7 protein-coding genes are annotated in these 19,914 nt (G+C 70.3%); 4 read left to right on the forward strand and 3 right to left on the reverse strand.

What is annotated here, in order from left to right:
* Positions 1-1,597, forward strand: a 1,597-nt coding sequence (locus R1101_RS25840; protein ID WP_016932277.1) for an ABC transporter ATP-binding protein, incomplete at its 5' end; no start/stop codon positions are given.
* Here the strand turns inward: R1101_RS25840 and R1101_RS0104435 are convergent.
* The 3 genes from R1101_RS0104435 to R1101_RS0104445 are packed head-to-tail and all read right to left on the reverse strand — an operon-like array spanning position 1,548 to position 5,179.
* Positions 1,548-3,197, reverse strand: coding sequence for a (2,3-dihydroxybenzoyl)adenylate synthase (locus R1101_RS0104435; RefSeq protein ID WP_016932278.1), 1,650 nt, complete (start codon positions 3,195-3,197; stop codon positions 1,548-1,550). The genes R1101_RS25840 and R1101_RS0104435 overlap by 50 nt on opposite strands.
* 39 nt (positions 3,198-3,236) lie before the next feature.
* The gene (locus tag R1101_RS0104440) at positions 3,237-4,040 is read right to left on the reverse strand and encodes a 2,3-dihydro-2,3-dihydroxybenzoate dehydrogenase (protein WP_016932279.1); all 804 of its coding nucleotides are present in this window, start codon (positions 4,038-4,040) and stop codon (positions 3,237-3,239) included.
* Positions 4,037-5,179, reverse strand: coding sequence for an isochorismate synthase (locus R1101_RS0104445; protein WP_026002865.1), 1,143 nt, complete (start codon positions 5,177-5,179; stop codon positions 4,037-4,039). The genes R1101_RS0104440 and R1101_RS0104445 overlap by 4 nt, the downstream gene beginning before the upstream one ends.
* A 178-nt stretch (positions 5,180-5,357) precedes the next feature.
* Here R1101_RS0104445 and R1101_RS0104450 point away from each other — a divergent pair, with 178 nt between their 5' ends.
* From R1101_RS0104450 to R1101_RS0104460, 3 genes are all read left to right on the forward strand, one after another.
* Positions 5,358-13,121: a non-ribosomal peptide synthetase gene (locus R1101_RS0104450; RefSeq protein WP_016932281.1), complete on the forward strand. Its 7,764-nt coding sequence runs from the start codon at positions 5,358-5,360 to the stop codon at positions 13,119-13,121.
* Between the two features lie 93 nt (positions 13,122-13,214).
* The gene (locus tag R1101_RS0104455; protein ID WP_016932282.1) at positions 13,215-14,228 is read left to right on the forward strand and encodes an ABC transporter substrate-binding protein; all 1,014 of its coding nucleotides are present in this window, start codon (positions 13,215-13,217) and stop codon (positions 14,226-14,228) included.
* 111 nt (positions 14,229-14,339) lie between these two features.
* Positions 14,340-19,914 (forward strand): non-ribosomal peptide synthetase (locus R1101_RS0104460; protein WP_016932283.1); only part of this gene is annotated, 5,575 nt, incomplete at its 3' end.

A 19,914-nucleotide genomic window follows, 5' to 3' on the forward strand; every position in this document is an offset into this window, starting at 1 on the left:
GTCCGTCGTCCAGGCCTGGATCTCCACGACCGTCGGCCAGCACGTCATGCACGGTCTGCGCACCCGGGTCTTCTCCCACCTGCAGCGACAGTCGCTGAACTTCTTCACCCGCACCCGTGGCGGCGAGATCCAATCGCGGCTGACCAACGACATCGGCGGCATGCAATCCGTGGTCACCAACACCGCGACCTCGCTGGCCTCCAACGTCACCACCGTCGTCGGCACCGCGATCGCGATGGCGGTCCTCAGCTGGCGACTGGCGTTGCTCTCGCTGATCGTGCTCCCGCCGGCCATCTGGCTCACCCGTCGGGTCGCGCTCATGCGCCGCGCCGTCACCGCCCGTCAGCAGCGCCGCCTCGCCGACATGCAGTCCCAGATCGACGAAGGACTGTCGGTCAGCGGCGTCCTGCTCGTCAAGACCCTGGGCACCGGCCCGGCACTGTCCGACAAGTTCGCCCGCACCTCGGAGGAGCTGGCCGATCTCGAGGTGCACGCGCAGTTGTCCGGTCGCTGGCGCATGGCCACGATGAACATCGTCTTCGCGGCGATCCCCGCCGTTCTCTACCTCGTGGCGGGTCTGCCGGCCACCTCGGGTGGCATGACGATCGGCACCCTGGTGGCGTTCACCGGCCTGCAGGGCGCGTTGTTCCGGCCGCTGATGGGCCTGCTCGACGTCGGCGTCTCCGTCACCAGTTCGCTCGCGCTGTTCAGTCGCATCTTCGAATACCTCGACCTTCCCGTCGACATCGACGACCCGCACGACCCGGTGCCCGTCGACCCGGCGACCGTCGCGGGTCGCGTGCGGTTCGAGAACGTGAGTTTCCGCTACGAAGGCGCCCACCGCGACGCGCTCGGCCGGATCGACCTCGACGTCCCGGCCGGGGCCCAGGTCGCGCTCGTCGGCGAGACCGGCTCGGGCAAGACCACCCTCGGCTCGCTCGTCGCACGACTGTACGACCCGACCGAGGGACGCGTGAGCATCGACGGTGTCGACCTGCGCGACATGCGGCTCGCCGATCTCGCCGCACTGGTCGGCGTGGTCTCGCAGGAGACCTACCTTCTCCACGCGACCGTCCGGGAGAACCTGCGCTACGCGAAGCCCGACGCGACCGACGACGAGATCGAGACCGCAGCCCGCGCCGCCCACATCCACGATCTGATCGTCTCGTTGCCCGACGGCTACGACACCGTCGTCGGCGCCCGGGGACACCGCTTCTCGGGTGGTGAGAAGCAGCGCCTGGCGATCGCACGCACCCTTCTGCGCGACCCGCGTGTCCTCGTGCTCGACGAGGCGACGAGCGCCCTCGACAACGACACCGAGCACGCCGTGCAGCAGGCGCTCGACGCCGCGCGCAGCGGACGCACGACCATCACCATCGCGCACCGCCTCTCGACCGTGCGGAACGCCGACGAGATCGTGGTCCTCGACCGGGGTCGCATCGTCGAACGCGGAACGCACGACGAACTCGTCGCCCGCGGTGGCCGCTACGCAACCCTCGCCGCTCGTGCCGAGCGGGTTGAGGCCGACGCTTCGGCGCCGAGCGGGATCAGTTCTTCAGCGTGGCCGCGAGAGCGCGCCGCAGTTCGTTCCGGCTGATCTTGCCCACCCCCGTGACCGGGAAGGCGTCGACGAACCGCACCTTGTCGGGAATCTTGTACTCGGCCATCCCTCGCTTCCTCAGGAATTCCTTGAGCGCGAGGGTTTTCGGTGCTTCGCCCTCGGCGACGACGAAGGCGCAGGTGCGTTCGCCGAGATACTCGTCGGGCATCGACACCACCGCCGCGTCGAGCACTGCCGGGTGCGCGATCAGATGGTTCTCGACCTCCTCGGCCGCGATCTTCTCGCCGCCCCGATTGATCTGGTCCTTCGCGCGTCCCTCGACGACGAGGTAGCCGTGCTCGGTGAGCCGGACGATGTCGCCGGTGCGGTAGAAGCCGTCCGGGGTGAATGCCGTCGAATTGTGTTCGGGCGCATTGTAGTAGCCCCGGATCGTGTACGGTCCGCGGGTGAGCAGGTGTCCGGCGGTGCCCACGGGCACGGGATCGCCCGCGTCGTCGACGATCCGGATTTCGTCGTCGGGACTGATCGGCCGGCCCTGCGTGGTGACGATGGTGTCCTCGTCGTCGTCGAGCCTGGTGTAGTCGACGAGGCCCTCGGCCATACCGAAGACCTGCTGCAGCGTGCATCCGAGTTCGGGCCGCACACGTTTGGCGGCTTCGGCCGGGAACTTCGCGCCTCCGACCTGCAGCACCTCGAGCGACGACAGGTCGCGTCCGGTGCGGGCCCGCGCCGACAACCACGCCAGCGCGAGGGGTGGGACGAGCGACGCCATCGTCACGCGCTCGCTCTCGATCAGGGCGAACGCGGTGTCCGGGCTCGGATCCGGAGCGAGGACGACGGTGCCGCCGGCGTGCAGCACACCGAGGATGCCCGGCGAACTCATCGGGAAGTTGTGTGCCGCCGGCAGCGCGACCAGCATGCGGGTGTTCTCGTCCACGCCGCAGATCGCTGCGGACTCGCGCACGGAGTACAGATAGTCGGCGTGGGTGCGGGGGATGAGCTTCGATGTTCCGGTGGTTCCGCCCGACAACTGCAGGAAGGCGACGCTTTCGGAGTCGCCCTCCGCGATCGGGGCCGGTTCGCGGTCGCGCAGCGACCCGAGTGCGGTGAACTCCTCGGCCTCACCGGCGACCACGACCGCCGGCGGATTCTCCGTCTCGGAGGTGATCTGCCGGGCGAGTACGCGGTAGTCGAACCCGCCGTGTTCGTCGGCGATCACGTACGCGGCGGCGTCGCTGAACCGGCAGAAGTAGCCGATCTCCGAGGCGCGGTGCGCGGGCAGGGCGAAGACCGGGAGCGCGCCGAGGCGGAACACCGCGAACAGGACCTCGGTGTACTCCACGATGTTCGGCAACTGCAGGACGACGCGGTCGCCCGTGCGGACCCCGAGGTCGGCGAGACCGGAGGCGATGCGGGCCGAGATGTCGTCGAGTTCGCGGTAGGTGATGCGCCGCCAGGATCCCGTGGTGTCGTGTCCGACGACGGCGGTGTGGCCGGCGAACCGGGCGGCGCGGGCCGGGAGGAACTCGCCGAAGGTCTCGCTCGTCCAGTAACCGGCTGCGCGATACCGCTCGGCGAACTCCTCGGGGTAGCGGGCGGTGTCGACGAGCGGTGTGCGCTCGAAACCGGTTGTCACGGAGCGGTTCCTTTCGGGAGGCGGGACGGGGCGGGTCTGTCAGGCGCGCAGTGTCGCGCCGCCGTCGACGTAGAGCGCCTGCATGGTGATGTGACGCGCGCGGTCGGACAACAGGAATTCGATGGCCTCGGCGATGTCGGTGGGCTCGGCGATACGGCCGAGGGGGATGCCGACCTTGAACTGCGACAGATCGCCTTCGATGGCTCCGCGGGCACCTGTGTCGTCGTTCGGGTCCGCCCACAGCGAGCGCTGCATGGCCGTGTCGGTGGAGCCGGGTGCGACGATGTTGGCGCGGATCCCGTACGGCCCCAGCTCGAGTCCGAGTATCCGCACGATCATGGTGGCGGCGGCCTTGGACGATCCGTAGGCGCCCATGCCCATGCGGGGCACGCCCGCGGAGTTCGACCCGACGACGACGATCGAACCCGACTGCCGCTCCCGCATGGCCCGTCCGACCGAACGCAGGACCGACAGCAGGCCGGTGACGTTGACGTCGAACATGCGTTGCCAGTCCTCGGGGTCGGAGTCGAGCACCGATCCGGTGGTGAAGACGCCGGCGACGTGCGCGAGATGCTCGATCGGTCCGTGCTCGGCTTCGATGCTCTCGACGGCGTAGGCGACGACGTCGTGGTCGCGGATGTCGACGGCGTAGGTGGGGACGGAATCGCCCAGCAGCGCGGCGGTCCCACCCAGTCCTTCCGCGTTGCGATCCACGAGCACGAGACGGTGCCCGGCGCGCGCGAGGGTCTCCGCGGTCGCGCGGCCGATGCCCTGTGCGGCTCCCACGACGAGTGTGACGGTGTCCCGGGGTGCGGGGGACAGGGGTGCGGGGGTCTCGGTCAACGGAGTACTCCCAGTGCATCGAGGACGGTGCCGAACTTGACGGTCGTCTCGGCCAGTTCGTCGGCGGGGTCGGAGCCGGCGACGATACCGCCCCCGGCGTAGGCGGTGAGCCCGACCCCGTCGGGTTCGAGAACGGCGCAGCGGATGGTCACCATCCACTCGCCGTCGCCGCGATCGTCGCACCATCCGACGGCACCGGCGTAGAAACCCCGATCGCCCTCGGTGGCGAGGATCAGGTCACGGGCGGCGGCGGTCGGCGTGCCGCAGATCGCGGGGGTGGGATGCACGGCGAGTGCGAGATCGAGTGCCGTGACATCCGGGTCGCGCAGCCGGCCCTCGACGGGCGTGCCGAGATGCCACAGTTGCCGCGTGCTGGTCACCGACGGGCGATCGGGGATGTCGAGGTCGGCGCACAACGGTTCGAGCGCGGTGCGGATCGCATCGATCACGTGCGCGTGCTCGGCGAGGTTCTTCGCGGAACCGGCGAGTGTCTCGGCCGTCGCGCGATCGATCTCGGGATCGCGGTGGCGCGGTGCGGAACCGGCGAGGGGGTGGGCGGTGACCCGATCGCCGCGACGGCGCACGAGCACCTCCGGGCTCGACCCCACCAGGTGCCGGCCCGTCCACGGGTCGCCGGCCGCGGTGAGATCGACGAGGAAGCCGTTGTGCAGCGGGTCGTTTCGTACGAGGGCGGCCAGCAGTTCGTGTGGGCCGACGGGCCGGTCGGCGCGCAGGACGAGTGCGCGCGCCAGGACGACCTTGAGCAGTTCGCTCTCGTCCGAGCGGAGCAATCGCAGTGCGGTCTCGACCCGGTCGATGTGCTCGCCTTCGGAGGGCAACGCCCCCGTGATCGCGATGGGGGGCAGGTCGCCGGCGGGTGCGGCGTAGGGGGCGGGGGAATGGTGGAGTAGGTGCGGGGCGGTCAGCGCGGCGGGGCGACCGACCTCGAACGGCAACGCACCGACGAGTGCGGTGATCCGGCCGGTGCGGAGGGCCTCGGCGGCGGCGGACGGGTGGTCGAAGCGCTCACTCACGCCTTCGGCGACGACGGTGCCGTGTGGACGGGACAGGACGAACGGATGCGCGACGGGCCGCTCGGCCCGGTCGGTAGCGGTTGCGCCGAGGACCGGCACTTGCATTCTCGTACCTTCCGGTTGAGGAGGTCTGCTGGCAGGACCGCGCCACGGGGCACACGATCACAGAGCAACATATACGGTAAGCCTAACCTTTGGTACTGTCCCCTCCGGCGCCGCAGCGCGCCCATCAGCGGATTCCGTTCTCAGTCATTCGTTTCGACCGAAGGAAAGAGGATCTCCAGTGCCCTTTGCCGGCCCGGACGCCTCACGGCTCGCCCTGTCGCGCGCACAGTCGGGTGTATGGTTCGCCCAGCAACTGAACCCCGACAACCCGCTGTTCAACACCTCGGAGTGCATCGAACTGCGAGGTGCGATCGACGAGGAAAAGCTGGTCGCGGCCGTTTCCGGGGCGGCGTCCGAGGCCGAGGCGCTGGTCGCGGGGTTCGAGACCCTCGCCGACGGTACGGTCGTCCGGATCCCCGGTGCGCGCCCGCTCGATCTCGCCCCGGCCGTCGACCTCACCTCCGCGGCGGACCCCTGGGAGGCGGCCCACGAGTGGATGGCACGCGACCTCGAACGGGCCGTCGACCTGTCGGTGGATCCGTGCGTCCGGGCAGCGGTCCTGCGACTCGCCGACGATCACGTCCTGCTCTACCTCCGCGCCCACCACATCGTCCTCGACGCCTTCGGCTTCTCGCTGTTCAACCGGCGTATCGCCGAGCGGTACACCGCCGCGGTCGCCGGTGCGGAAGTTGCTGCCGCACGGTTCGATCCGGTCGAAGCGGTGATCCGGGAAGAATCGGTCTATCGCGACTCGGCCGACTTCGATGCCGACCGTGCCTTCTGGCGCGAGTACCTCGACGGCGTGGACGAAGCGGTCGCCCTGCGACCCGGCCCGGGTGGCATCGCGCGGCGCTCCCGCGGCGCGCGTTTCACCCTCGACGCCGAACAGCAGCGCGGTCTGGTGGCCCTCGGCAAGGAGGTCGGCGCGAGTTGGGGCGATGCGGTGACCGCCCTCGTCGCCGCCTATCTGCGTGGCGCGACCGGTCGCGAGGACCTCACACTCGGTTTCCCCGTCATGAACCGCCTGGGCACCGCTGCGCTGCGGGTGCCGATCACCGCCGTCAATGTCGTTCCGCTGCGCCTGAATCCCACCGCCTCGGTCACGCTCGTCGATCTCGTCGCCCAGGTACGCGATGGAGTTGCGCTGTGCCGCAACCACTATCGCTACCGGACCGAGGACATCCAGCGCGACCTGCGGCTGCCCACCGGATCCCGCGGTGTCATCGGCCCCTCGGTCAACGTCAAGCCGTTCGGCGACTCCCTCCGGTTCGGCGACATGCGCGCGGCCGTGCACTCGGTGGCCCGAGGGCCCCTGCAGGATTTCATGGTCACCGTGCGGCCGCTCGACGGCAGTGCCGGACTCGAGGTGTTCGTCGACGTGGACGCCGACGTCTACAGCGAGGCGGATCTGACGCTCCACACCGAGCGCTTGGAGATGCTGCTCGGTTCGGTGGCCGAGCGGGATCTGCACACCCCGCTCGCGCAGGTGTCCGTCCTGACCGCCGCCGAGCGACGGACGATCCTCGACGACTGGAGCCACAGCCCGGACATCCCGTTCGACCCGGCGCTGACGCTCGTCGATCTGCTGCGGGAGAGGATCGAGGCGGCCCCCGACGCACCGGCCGTGGCCGACGCTCACGTGACGCTCACCTACGCCCGGTTCGGCGCGCGGGTGCACCGCCTGGCCCGCTACCTCGTCTCGAGCTTCGATCTCGACCGGCCGCACGCGCGGGTCGCGCTCGCGCTGCCCCGTACCGTCGACGCGCTGGTCGCCATCCACGCCGTCCTCGAGACCGGCGCCGCCTACGTCCCGCTCGACGTCGACCAACCCCTCGACCGCCTCGCCCACATCCTCGGCTCCACCGATCCCGTCTGCGTCCTCACCGCCCGCGTGACCGACGACCGGGTCGGTGAGGTCGCGGGCGCACCGCACCGCGTCGTGCTCGAGGATCTCGACCTCGACGCCGTGTCCGACGCTCCGCTCGACGACTCGGAGCGCCGTCCGCCGACACCCGAGACGATCGCTTACGTGATCCACACGTCCGGCTCCACCGGCAGACCGAAGGGCGTCGTCGTACCCCACCGCGGGCTGGTCAACCTGTTCCACAGCCACCGCGCCCAGGTGTTCACCCGTGCCGCCCGCGAGGCAGGCCGCGAATCCGTCCGCCTCGGACTGGCCTGGTCGCTCGCGTTCGACGCGTCGTGGCAGCCGTTGCTGTGGATGCTCGCCGGGCACACCGTCGACATCGTCGACGAGGCGACCCGGCGCGACCCGGCGGCGCTTGCACGCCGCGCCCTCGACGAGGGATGGGATTTCGTCGAGTTCTCGCCGAGCCAGCTCGAGCAGTTCGTCGACGACGGTCTGTTCCCGGACGGCACCGTGCCCACCCTCGGTTTCGGCGGCGACGCCGTCTCCGAGCGGTTGTGGAACCGTCTGCGCGAACGCCGGGGTGCGGCCTTCAACTTCTACGGCCCCACCGAGTGCAGCGTCGACGTCCTCGTCGCGGAGGTCGCCGACGCCGAGACACCGGTCGTCGGCCGTCCCGTCGCCAACCTGCGCGTCCACGTCCTCGACGCGGGACTCGCACCCGTGCCGGCCGGAACCGAGGGTGAGCTGTACGTGGCCGGGCCTGGCGTGGTCCGGGGATATCTCGACGCGCCCGCCCTCACCGCGAGCAGGTTCGTCGCGAATCCGTACTCGGCGGACTCCTCGGGTCCGTACGCCCGCCTGTACCGCACCGGCGACCTCGTGCAGTGGACCGAGGACGGCCGCCTCGTCTACCGCGGCCGGGTCGACAACCAGGTCAAGGTCCGCGGATTCCGCATCGAACTCGGTGAGGTCGACGCCGCCCTGCTGCGCATCCCCGGTGTGTCCCGTGCGGCGACGGTGGTGCGCACCGATCCCTCCGGTGCCGCGCAGCTCGTCGGCTATCTCGTCGGTCAGGACGTGCCCGAACCGGTCGAGGCGCGCCGCCTCGTCGCCGAGTTCCTGCCCGGGTACATGGTTCCCGCCGCGCTCGTCGTCCTCGACGAGCTGCCGTTGACCTCCAACGGCAAGCTCGACCGCACGGCGCTGCCCGAACCGGACTTCTCCTCGATGGTCTCGTCCCGCACCGCGGAGACCGAGACCGAGCGGGCGCTGTGCCGGATCTACGCCGACATCCTGGGTCTCGACACGGTGGGCGCGGACGACGACTTCTTCGCGCTCGGCGGCCACTCGCTCAGCGCCGCGACACTGCTCGCCCGCATCCGTGACGAGCTCGGTGTGGAGTTGCCGATCCGGACGGTCTTCGATCATCCGCAGGTCGTCGCGCTCGCCGCGCGCTGCGGAGACCACGCGACCACCGCTCCGGCCGGGCCGGCGCTCGTCCCGCGCAGTGAGACCGGCCGTGCGCCCCTGTCCCTTGCGCCGCTGTCGTATGCGCAACAGCGCCTGTGGTTCATGTACCGCATGGAAGGACCCAGCCCGACCTACAACGTCCCCATCACGGTGGACCTGCACGGACCGGTCGACTCGGATGCGTTGCGGCAGGCGGTCTCCGACGTGCTCGCGCGCCACGAGAGTCTGCGCACCGTTCTCGTCGAGCGTGACGGCACGGGGATGCAGCAGGTGCGCGGAGTGGAAGAAGTTGCCGGGGTCGCCGTTCCCTTCGCGGTCGAGACCGTCGACCGCGACGCGCTCGCCGGGCGCCTGCATTCCGAGGCTCGGCACGCGTTCGATCTCGAACGCGAGATGCCGTTGCGGATCCGGTTGTTCACGATGGCGCCCGACGAGCACGTGATGCTCGTGCTCGCCCACCACATCGCGAGCGACGAACTGTCCACACCGCTGCTGCTGCGCGATCTCGGCACCTTCTACTCCGCGCACGTACGCGGCGACTCGCATGAGCCTGCACCGTTGCCCGTGCAGTACGCCGACTACGCGATCTGGCAACGCGAACTGCTCGGTGACCAGGACGACGAGAACTCGCTCTCCGCACGGCAACTCGCGTTCTGGCGCGAGGAGCTCGACGGTCTCCCTGCCGAACTCGGCCTTCCCGCCGACCGCCCGCGCCCGGCCGTGGCGTCCTATGCGGGCGGCGGTGTCGAACACCGGATCCCGGCCGATCGTGCGGCGGGGATCCGGGAGGCCGCACGCGCGACCGGCACCACGATGTTCATGATGGTGCACGCGGCGGTCGCGCTCGCGCTCTCGCACAGCGGTGCGGGCGAGGACATCCCGCTCGGATCGCCCACCGCGGGACGGCCCGCCCCGGAACTCGACGACCTCGTCGGCTTCTTCGTCAACATGGTGGTGCTGCGCACCGACCTCTCGGGCGACCCCACCGTGCGGGAGCTGCTCGCCCGGATCAAGGACACCGACGTCGCGGCGTACTCGCACCAGGACGTCCCGTTCGACCGCGTCGTGGAGACCCTCAACCCCGAGCGCAGCGCGGCCCGGCACCCCCTGTTCCAGGTGATGGTGCAGTACCAGAGCCCGCCGGCGATCACGGGATTCGACGGTCTGACGCCCACACCCTCGTTCGTCGCGAACGACACCGCGATGTTCGACCTCACCTTCGGCGTCATCGAGGAATCCGACGGTGGTTTGTGCGTGCGCGTCGAGTACGCCCGCGACCTGTTCGACGAGTCGTCCGCCGCGGCCTTCGCCGCGCGGGTCGAGCGGGCCTTCGCCGCGGTGTGCGCCGATCCGGACGCGAGGCTCTCGCAGCTCGCTCTGCTCACCGCCTCCGAGCGTGAGGTGCTGCGCGCCGGTGATGCGACCGCGCTCCCGGATCGGTCCGGACCGCGGAGCCTGCCCGCACTGTTCGCCCGCACCGTGGAGCGCTACGGCGAGGAGACCGCGCTGGTCACGCCGTCGAGCCGTCTGACCTTCCGCGACCTCGATGCGTGGTCCGACCGGATCGCCCGTCACCTCGTCGCGAACGGCATGGGTCCGGAGGATGTCGTGGGACTGAGCCTTCCGCGGGAGGCGGTGCTGGTCGCGGCGATCCTCGGCGTGTGGAAGTCGGGAGCGGCCTATCTGGTGCTCGACCCGGAGCAACCGGCCGACCGGAACGAGTTCATGCTCCGCGACGCGGGTGTGGGCGTCGTGCTCGACGTCGACGCGGCCGGATCGATCACCGGCCCCGGCCCGGACGTGCACCTGCCGGTCGTGCACCCGGACACCACCGCCTATCTCGTGTACACCTCCGGCTCGACCGGCACCCCGAAGGGCGTGGTGGTGCCGCATCGCGGTGTCGTGAACCTGTGGGAGACGGTGCGCACCCGCACCGTCGGCGATCCCGCGGTGCGCCGCCGCGCCGTGCTGCTGAGTTACACCTTCGCGTTCGACTCGTCCGTCGAACCCCTCCTCGCGATGCTGGGCGGCCACACCGTGCACGTACTCGCCGAGGACCTCATGGCCGATGCCGAGGGGATCGTCCGGTACGTCCGGGGGCACCGCATCGACGCACTCGACTGCGGTCCGGTGCTCGCCGGTCGCCTGCTCGCCGAGGGACTCCTCGACCCCGCCGCGCCGCACCGTCCCGAGTCGATGGTGCTCGGCGGTGAGGCCGTCCCGGGTGAGCTGTGGTCGCAGCTCGCCGCGGAAACCGATGTGCGCGTGAGCAACATGTACGGTCCGACGGAATGTACCGTCGACGCGACCGGCGTCGTACTCTCCCCGGGCAGCGCCCCGAACATCGGAACGCCGATCCACGGCGGCCGGGTGTACGTCCTCGACGCGTACCTCCGGCAGGTACCCCCGGGCGTCGCCGGTGAACTGTACGTCGGCGGCCCGCACGTCACCCGCGGCTATCTCGGCCGACATGCGCAGACTGCGGGCCGGTTCGTGGCCGACCCCTTCGGCGCCGACGGCGAGCGTCTGTACCGCACCGGCGATCTGGTGCGCTGGAGGATCTCCGGCACCGACGGCCCGGTGCTCGACTACCTCGGCCGCACCGACGACCAGGTGAAGATCCGCGGCTTCCGCATCGAACTCGGCGAGATCGAGACCGTGCTCGGCGGCCACCCCGCAGTGAGTGCCGCGGCGGTCGTGGTCCGCGAGGACGAACCGGGTCGCAAGCGACTCGTCGCCTATGCGGCCGGGACCACCGACCCCGACACCCTGCGGGTGTACGTCGCCGACCGGCTGCCCGGCCACATGGTTCCCGCCGTCACGGTCGTGCTCGACGAACTGCCGGTCACCCGCAACGGAAAGATCGACCGCAGAGCACTTCCCGAGCCGGTCTTCACCCCGGCCACCGAGAGTCGCCTGCCGGCGGACGAACTCGAACAGCGCCTGTGCGAGCTGACGGCGCGTGTGCTCGGACTCGACGCCGTGGGTCCAGACGACGACTTCTTCGCTCTCGGTGGCGATTCGATCGTCTCCATCCAGCTGGTGTCCGCGGCGCGCGCCGCCGGGATCCGGTTCACTGCACGACACGTCTTCGAACACCGCAGTCCGGCGGGACTCGCCCGCGTCGCAGAAATCGAGGACGGACCCGGGACGGTCGACGTCGAGGCGGCACTCGGCGAAATCCCGGCGACACCGATCGTCCACGACATGCTCGACCGTGGTGGACCCTACGCCCGCTACGCGCAGTCGCGGCTGCTCCTCGCGCCTACGGGGCTGACCGTCGAGCGGCTGACCGGCGGCGTCCAGGCCCTGCTCGACACGCACGACGCCCTGCGGGCCGTCTTCGACCCGCAGGCGCGGGTGCTCGACGTCCGCCCGGTCGGTTCCGTCGACGCCGCGGACATCGTGACCCGCGTGGACGTCTCGGGTTCGCCCGATCTGCAGGAGGCGATCGTCGCCGCGACCGAGGCCGCGTACGCCGAACTCGATCCCGCCGCGGGCGCGCTCGTGCGCGTGATCTTCTTCGATGCCGGTCCCGATGCGCCGGGGCGGGTGTTCGTCGCAGTGCATCACCTCGTCGTCGACGGCGTGTCGTGGCGCGTCCTGGTGCCCGATCTCGCCGGCGCGGTCGACGGTGTCGTGCCGGTGCGCGCGGGCACGTCGCTGCGCCGCTGGGTACGGGGACTGCTCGACGGGGTGCCGGCGCGCAGATCCGAACTGTCGTTGTGGCGGCGGATCCTCGCACCGGCGGGACGCGTGCGTCTGGCGTCCGGGGATCCGGATCCCGTGCGGCACACCATGGCGGAGACCGCGAAGGTGCAGGTCGAGGTTCCGTCCGAGCTCACCGACGCGCTGCTCACCACCGTTCCCGAGCGGTTCCGTGCCGGCGTCGAGGACGTCCTGCTCACAGCATTGGCGCTGGCGTCTGCGCGGGTGTGCGGCGACGGGGCGATCGCGGTCGACCTCGAAGGACACGGCCGCGAGGAACAGGTCGTTCCCGGGGCGGATCTGTCGCGCACGGTGGGCTGGTTCACCACGCTCTATCCGGTGCGCCTGGACGTCGGCGGGCTCGATGTCGCCGACGCGTACGCCGGGGGAACGAGTGCGGGGGACGCGTTGAAACGGGTGAAGGAACAGCTGCGAGAGATTCCCGACAGCGGAATCGGGTTCGGGATGCTGCGGCACCTCGATCCCGTGGGCGGTCCGGAACTCGCGAGCGCCGGTGCCGTGGACATCGGATTCAACTATCTCGGCCGGTTCACGCTGGGGGAGACCGAGGGGCAGGCGTGGGCCGGCGCCCCGGAGAGTTCGGTGCTCGGCGGGGCCACCGAAGCCGACATGCCCGTCGCGCACGCCGTCGAGATCGGCGTGCTCACCGACGATTCCGGTACCGAGCCGGTGTTGCGCGGAATGTTCGGGTACAGCCCCGATCTCGTTCCGGCGGCGACGGTCGCCGCGCTCGCCGACGAGTGGATCGCGGCGTTGCGTGCGCTCGCAGGGCACTCGGCGGACGAGGACGCAGGAGGATTCACGCCGTCCGACCTCACGCTCGACGACCTGGACCAAGCGGAGATCGACGATTTCGCGCTCGAATTCGGCTGACACGAAGCGCTTGGCGGGACGGTCTCTTTCGGTTAGCCTAACCAACCATGACCGGGGCGAGGCGCCCCGGCGAGAGACTCTGGGAGATCAACGATGCGCGTTCTGGAACGCAAGCGCGCGCGGGGCGCCGCGGCGCTCGGCGCGGCAGCTCTGCTGGCCGTCGGACTGGTGGGATGTTCGAGCGACAGCGAGAGCGGCACCGATTCCGCGGCGACGCGTACCTTCGAGGCGCAGAACGGCAGCATCGAGATTCCGGCCGACCCGCAGCGCATCGTGTCCTGCGGTTACGCGACCCTCCCGCTCATCCAGGCCGGCGCGAACCTCGCGGCCGTGTGCGAGTGGAGCCGCGAACTCGACAACATGGACGAGGAGACCCTGGCCGCCTACGAGGCGCTGCCGAAGGTCGCCCCCGACGGCGCTGTCTCGGAGCTCAACTACGAGGCCGTCACCGCCGCCGATCCCGACCTCATCATCATGGGCGTCCCGGCCCGCGTGAAGGAACAGGTCGACGTGGCCAAGCTCGAGGCGCTCGCCCCGGTGGTCTTCGTCGGACTCACGGTCCCGGGCGAATGGCGCGAACTCGGTGAGCAGTACGCCGATGCCGCGAACGTCAGCGACTCCTACGGGGAGTTCAAGGAGGAGTACGAGGCTCGCGCCGCCGAGATCGCCGACAAGTACGCCGGCTCGCTCGGGGACCTGAAGTTCGCCGGTGTCTGCGGTGTGTGCGGCACCCAACCCGGTGAATTCTCCCGTGAGTACGCCTCGTCGTACACCACCAACCTGTTCGACGATCTCGGGCTCGACTTCTTCGGGGAGCCGACCGACCCCGAGTCCGTCCATGCCGAGTACCTGTCGGTCGAGCAGTTGCCCGAGAACCTCGGCGAGGCCGACGTGATCGTCTACGGTGTCGAGGCCGACGGTTCGCTCCCGCCGGAGCTGGAGGAACTGTTCGCCTCCCCGCTGTGGCAGGATCTGCCCGCCGTGAAGGCCGGCAACCTCGTCGCCGTCAAGCATTCCAGTGCGGCGACCTACGAAACTGCCCTTCTGGCGCTCGATTCCATCGACGCCGAGTTGGAGAAGCTTCCTGCCAACCGGAACCGGGAGTAGTTGCTGCTGCGGGCCCGCCCCGCGCCCTCGGCCGAACGGCCCCCGACGTCCCGACGCGGGGGTCGTTCGTCGTTCGTGCCCGAATCGACCGTCATATACCGAAAGCGACAGATGACCCGTTCCACCGCGCTCGAAGACATCGTCCCGCTCTCACCGCTGCAGCAAGGGCTGCTCTACCTGAGTACCGTTTCAGCGCAGTCCGGCTCCACCTCCGACGACACCGATGCGACCGACCCCGACGCCTACACGGTGCAATCGGTGGTGCGTCTGTCGGGCACGGTCGACGAGACGCGGATGGCCGCCTCCGCCCAGGCACTGCTCGACCGCCACTCGGCGCTGCGTACCTGCTTCCGCCCGCGCAAGGACGGCCGCACGGCGGGTCTCGTCGTGTCGGGAGTGGAGAATCCCTGGTGCAGCGAGGATCTGTCGGGTCTCGAACGCACCGAGGCGGAATCCCGGCTCGAGAGGATCGTCGAGGACGATCTGCACGAGTGGTTCGATCCGACGCAACCACCGCTCGTGCGTTGGACTTTCGTCCGCTTCGGCCCTGACGAGGTACGACTGCTGTTCACCGCGCATCACATCGTCGTCGACGGATGGTCGTCCCCGATCCTGGTGCGCGAACTCCTCGAGATCTACGCCGCCGGTGGATCGGCATCGGGGCTGCCGTCCGTGCGCCCCTACCGCGACTACCTCGCGTGGCTCGGGCAACAGGACCAGGAGGCGGCCCGAACGCTGTGGCGCGAGGCGCTCGACGGCGTCGGCGAACCGTCGCTCGTGGCCCCGCCGGGCGCGACCCGCTCGTCGGAACGCTGCGACGAACTCGACGTGGCGGTCCCGGAGGAACTCGGCGCGACGCTGTCGGAACTCACCCGCACCATCGGGGTCACCCTCAACACGGTGCTGCAGACCGCGTGGGCGATGCTCCTCTCCGGTCTGCTCGGCCGCGACGACATCGTCTTCGGTGCGACGGTCTCGGGTCGCCCGCCGGAGCTCGTCGGCGTGGAGTCGATGGTCGGGCTGTTCATCAACACCGTGCCGGTGCGGGTGCGGCTCGATCCCGCCGCGACCGTCGCCGAGTTGCTGCGCCGCGTGCAGCTCGAGCAGTCGCGCACCGTCGATCACCAGTATCTCGGCCTGTCCGACGTGCAGCGCGCGGTGGGGATCGGTGAACTGTTCGACACTCTCACCGTGTTCGAGAGCTATCCCGTCGACCGCGACGCCCTCGAACGGGCGCAGCGCGCCGGAGGAGTGACGATCACCGGTGTCGACGGACGCGACGCCACCAACTATCCGCTGGTCCTCACGGCCGGCATGTCGGACCGGCTCGTCGTCAAGCTCGATCACCGCCCGTCGCTGATCGACTCGGACGAGGCGACTGCACTGGGCGCCCGCCTCGTCGCGATCCTCGAGGCGCTGTGCGCCCGGCCCGACGGCCGCGTCGCCGACCTCGACGTCCTGCCGCCCGTGGAACGGGAACGCGTACTGGGCACCTGGGCCACCGCCCCCGCGGCACCGTCGACCGGCACCGTCGCCGACCTGCTCTCGCAACGGTTCACCGTCGACACGGACCGCCCCGCGGTGGTGTTCGGTGAGCAGGAATCGTCGTTCGGTGAACTCGGCGCGGCTTCGGCACGACTGGCGAGGTTGCTCGTCGACCGCGGGGTGCGACCCGACGACCGGGTCGGTCTCGCTCTGCCCCGGACCGGCGTCACGGTCGACGCGATCGCTGCCGTCCTCACCGCCGGAGGCGGCTACCTGCCGCTCGACCCGTCCTATCCCGCCGACCGGCTGAAACACATGATCACCGACGCCGCGCCGCGACTGGTGATCACCACTCGGGCCGTGTGCGCGAGTCTCGGGGACGTGCTCGACGGCGTCGACGTGCTCACCCTCGACGACCCGGACGTCGAGTCCGCCCTCTCGGCGTTGCCGGCCACCCCGCTCACGGATGCGGACCGGCGCGCTCCGCTCCGTCCCGGCCATCTGGCCTACGTCGTCTACACCTCCGGATCGACGGGGCTTCCGAAGGGCGTGGCCGTCACCCACGCCAACCTCGCCGACCTGCACGCCGCGCAACGCGTCGGCCCCATGCAGTGCGCAGGCCGCACACCACGTGGCGGGCAGTGGCACGTCCTGCTCACCTACCCGTTCGCCTTCGACTCGGCGGTGGCCGCCCTCACCTGGCTCTTCGAAGGCCATGTGCTGCACGTGCTTCCCGACGAGTACCGCGCCGACGTCGACCACATCGTCGACTACGTGCGCACCCGCGGCATCGACTACGTCGACACTGTGCCCGTCCTCATGAACCGGCTGCTCGACGCCGGACTCCTCGAACCCGGCGGGCACATCCCCGCGACCGTCACCGTGGGCGGTGAAGCGGTGAGCACCGCGCTGTGGCAGCGACTCGCCGCGAGCGGTGTGGTGGCGACGAACTGCTACGGACCCACCGAATGCACCGTCGACGCGACCTCGGCGCGCATCGCCGGGGACACCGTGACGATCGGGGGTCCCACCCCCGGCACGAGCGTGCGTGTACTGGACCACTGGCTGCGACCCGTTCCCGCCGGTGTGGCCGGTGAACTGTACGTCTCCGGAAACGGCGTCGCCCGAGGCTATCTCGGCCGGCACGACCTCACGGCGGGACGTTTCGTCGCCGACCCCTACGGACCCGCCGGGGCCCGCATGTACCGCACCGGTGACGTCGTGCGCTGGACGGAGGCGGGCACGCTCGACTACATCGGCCGCGACGACGACCAGGTCAAGATCCGCGGCTTCCGCGTGGAACTCGGCGAGATCGAAACCGCACTCACCGCGCATCCGTCCGTACGGAACGCCGTGGTCGTCGCGCACACCGACGACCGGGGAACGACCCGGCTCGTCGGCTATATCGTCGGCGGCGAACCCGACGCCGCCGCGGTACGGGCCGCGCTCGCCGATCGGCTGCCCGACTACATGGTGCCCGCCGTCGTCGTCGCACTTCCTGTCCTCCCGCTCACGGCCAACGGCAAGGTCGACCGGAAGGCACTGCCCGAACCGGATTTCTCGGCACTGGCCGGTGCCGGGGAACCGCGCACCGAGACCGAACGGACGCTGTGCGCCACCATCGCCGACGTTCTCGGCCTCGACCGCGTCGGTGTCCACGACGACTTCTTCGCCCTCGGTGGCGATTCGATCGTCTCCATCCAGCTGGTGTCGCGGTTGCGCGGCGCCGGGGTGCGCGTGACGGCCCGTCAGGTCTTCGAGCTGCGCACTGCGGCCGGGCTCGCCGCGGCGTGCGAGACACCCGCCGACGAACCTCGGCGACCTCGCACGGCGGCGACCGGCACGGTGCCCGTCACCCCGATCGTCCACGAATCGCTCGCCTCCGGATCGTTCGAGTCGCTCCGCCGCTTCACCCAGTCGCGGGTGCTCGTCGCCCCCACCGGCCTGCGGGAGAACGATCTGGTCACCGGCGTACAGGCACTGCTCGCGGCCCACCCGATGCTGCGCTCGCGGTTCACCGTCGGCGACGCGGGACCGTCGGGGCGTACTCGTCGCGGTGCGACATGGATCGTGCCCGAGGGCATCCCGGAGGCCGCGACGCTCGTCCGGCGAGTGGATCTCTCGACCACGGAACAGATTCCGTGGAACGATCTCATCGCTGAAGTGTCGTCGGAGGCCGTCGACGCACTCGACCCCGAGGCCGGGGTCATGCTCCGTGTGGCCTTCCTCGACCCGGGACCGCAGCAGGCCGGGCGCATCGTCGTCGTCGCGCATCACCTCGTCGTCGACGGGGTGTCCTGGCGGATCCTGGTGCCCGACCTCGCCGATGCCGTCGCAGCGGCCGCCCGTGGAGAGACTCCCGCTCCGGAGGACACCGGTACGTCCTTCCGGGAGTGGGCGGAATCGCTCGTCGAGGCGGCCGCATCCGACCGGATCACCGGATCGTGGCCGATCTGGGAATCCGCTGTCACCGCCGGCGACACCCCCGCCGTGGGAACCCGTGCCCTGGACCCCCGGCGCGACACCGTGTCGAGCTCGGCGTCGATCGAGGTCGACGTGCCCGTCGAGGTCACCGAACGCATCCTCACCTCCGTGCCGGCCGCCTTCGGTATCGGCACCGGCGACGTGCTGCTCGCTGCCCTCACCTTCGCCGTCACCGACGTGTGCGGCGGATCCGCTCTGCGCGTGCACCTCGAGGGCCACGGCCGTGAGGAACAGATCGTGCCGGATGCGGACCTCTCGCGCACCGTCGGATGGTTCACCTCGCTGTATCCCGTGACCGTCGAACTGGGCGGTGCATACACCCTCGAGGGGCACGATCCGCTCCGGGCCGTCGCCCATGCCGCCGAGTCGCTGAAGCGGATACCCGACAACGGGATCGGATTCGGTCTCCTGCGTTTCCTCGGCGACGACCGCGAGCGGTTCGACGGTTACCGCGCCCCGGAGGTGATGTTCAACTATCTCGGCCGGATGACCCTCGGCGAGACCACCGACTCCGCGTGGTCGGCCGCACCCGAGGTGGCCGCGCTCGGCGGTTCCGTCGATCCGGCCATGCCCCTCGACCACGTCCTCGACGTCAACGCGATCACCGAGGACGGACCGGACGGACCCGCTCTCTCGGCGGTGTTCACCTACGCCACCGGTGCACTCGACTCCGACCGCGCCCACCGGATCGGGCAACGCTGGCTCGCGGCGCTGCACCTCCTCACGGACACGGTGGCGAGCGGAACCGTCGGCGCCCCGGTGCCGTCGATGCTCACGGCGCCCGGTCTGTCCGTCGACGAGGTCCTCACACTGCACGGTGAGAACCCCGGCGGTATCGAGGACGTCGTTCCGCTGACACCCCTGCAGCGCGGCATGTACTTCCTGGCCGGACTGGACGAACCGTCGGCATCGGGCAGTGGCGCAGAGGGCGTCGACGTCTACACGATGCAGACCGACCTCGCCCTCGACGGTCACGTCGACGCCGATACCATGCAGCGCTCGGTGCGTGCACTCGTCGGCCGGCACGCCGTGCTGCGCACCGGCTATCGACTCGGCGCAGCGGACGAACCGATCGGCGTCGTCCGTCGTACCGCCGTACCGCATTGGGAGGTCGTCGATCTCGGGGCGGTCGGGTCCGACGAACTCGACACACGGGTGGCGGCACTCCTCGCTGCCGACCGCACCCGCAGATTCGATCTCGCGGCCGCACCCCTGGTGCGCTTCACGCTGGTGGTCGCCGGGCCGTCACGGGCGCGACTGCTGTTCACGATGCACCATCTCGTCTCCGACGGCTGGTCCACACCGTTGCTCGTGCAGGAACTTTTGCAGCTCTACGCCGCCGGCGGATCCACCGCCGGACTCCCGCCGGTGGTCCCGTTCTCGGATTACCTCACCTGGCTCGGTGCACAGGACGTCGCGGCCGGTGTCGAGGTGTGGCGCGAACTGCTCGACGGCGTGGACGAACCCACGCTGGTCGCACCGTCCGGTACGGCGCTGCGACCGGAATTTCCGGCCGAACTGACGGTCGCGGTGCCCGGCGGACTGTCGCGGCGACTGGTCGAGGCGAGCCGCGCGCAGGGTGTCACGGTCAACGGGCTCGTGCAGACCGCCTGGGGGCTTCTCGTCGGATCGCTCACCGGCAGAACCGATGTCGTCTTCGGTGCGATCGTCTCCGGCCGCGTCCCCGATGTGCCGGGTGTGGAATCGATGATCGGCC

It is taken from the genome of Rhodococcus sp. R1101, assembly GCF_000278445.1.
In the GTDB taxonomy this organism is placed as follows: domain Bacteria; phylum Actinomycetota; class Actinomycetes; order Mycobacteriales; family Mycobacteriaceae; genus Rhodococcus; species Rhodococcus gordoniae.

Bases quoted from the DNA above. Each gene is read 5' to 3' on its own strand.
- R1101_RS0104455 (WP_016932282.1), top strand. From the start codon at position 13,215: ATGCGCGTTCTGGAACGCAAGCGCGCGCGGGGCGCCGCGGCGCTCGGC.
- R1101_RS0104445 (WP_026002865.1), bottom strand. From the start codon at position 5,179: ATGCAAGTGCCGGTCCTCGGCGCAACCGCTACCGACCGGGCCGAGCGG.